This is a genomic window from Amycolatopsis thailandensis (assembly GCF_002234405.1).
GTDB classification, from domain to species: domain Bacteria; phylum Actinomycetota; class Actinomycetes; order Mycobacteriales; family Pseudonocardiaceae; genus Amycolatopsis; species Amycolatopsis thailandensis.
Map to the genome: position 1 here is coordinate 1 of NZ_NMQT01000287.1, position 629 is coordinate 629.

The following is a 629-nucleotide window of genomic DNA, read 5'->3' on the forward strand; positions in this document are numbered from 1 at the left end:
CTCCGCCGACGAGCACCGTGCGATCGTCGAGGACTTCTGCGACTTCCTCGCGGGCCGCACCGACGCGCTGATCCGCCGCCTGGAACAGGAAATGGCGGCCGCTTCCGAAGAGCTGGAGTTCGAACGCGCCGCCCGGCTGCGTGACGACCTCGGCGCCCTGCGGCGCGCCATGGAGAAGCAGGCGGTCGTGCTCGGCGACGGCACCGACGCGGACGTCGTCGCCTTCGCCCACGACGAACTCGAAGCCGCCGTCCAGGTCTTCCACGTGCGCGGCGGCCGGGTCCGCGGCCAGCGCGGCTGGGTGATCGACAAGGCCGAAGAGATGGACGTCAAGGACCTCGTCGACCACTTCCTCACGCAGTTCTACGGCGAGGAGGCCGAACGCGCGGACGATCCCGAACTCGGATCGCCGGTCCCGCGCGAGGTGCTCGTCCCCGAACTGCCCGCCGACGCGGAAGCGCTCGGCGACTGGCTTTCCGGGTTGCGCGGTTCGAGGGTGAGCCTGCGGGTGCCGCAGCGCGGCGACAAACGCGCGCTCGCGGAAACGGTGACGCGCAACGCCGGCGAGGCGTTCACCCAGCACAAACTGCGCCGCGCCGGTGACCTCACGGCCCGCTCGGCCGCCTTGG

1 protein-coding gene is annotated in these 629 nt (G+C 71.7%); it reads left to right on the top strand.

Annotated features, from left to right (window positions below):
• On the top strand, positions 1-629 hold a 629-nt coding region (locus CFP71_RS42350), incomplete at both ends, for a UvrB/UvrC motif-containing protein (RefSeq protein WP_208636163.1).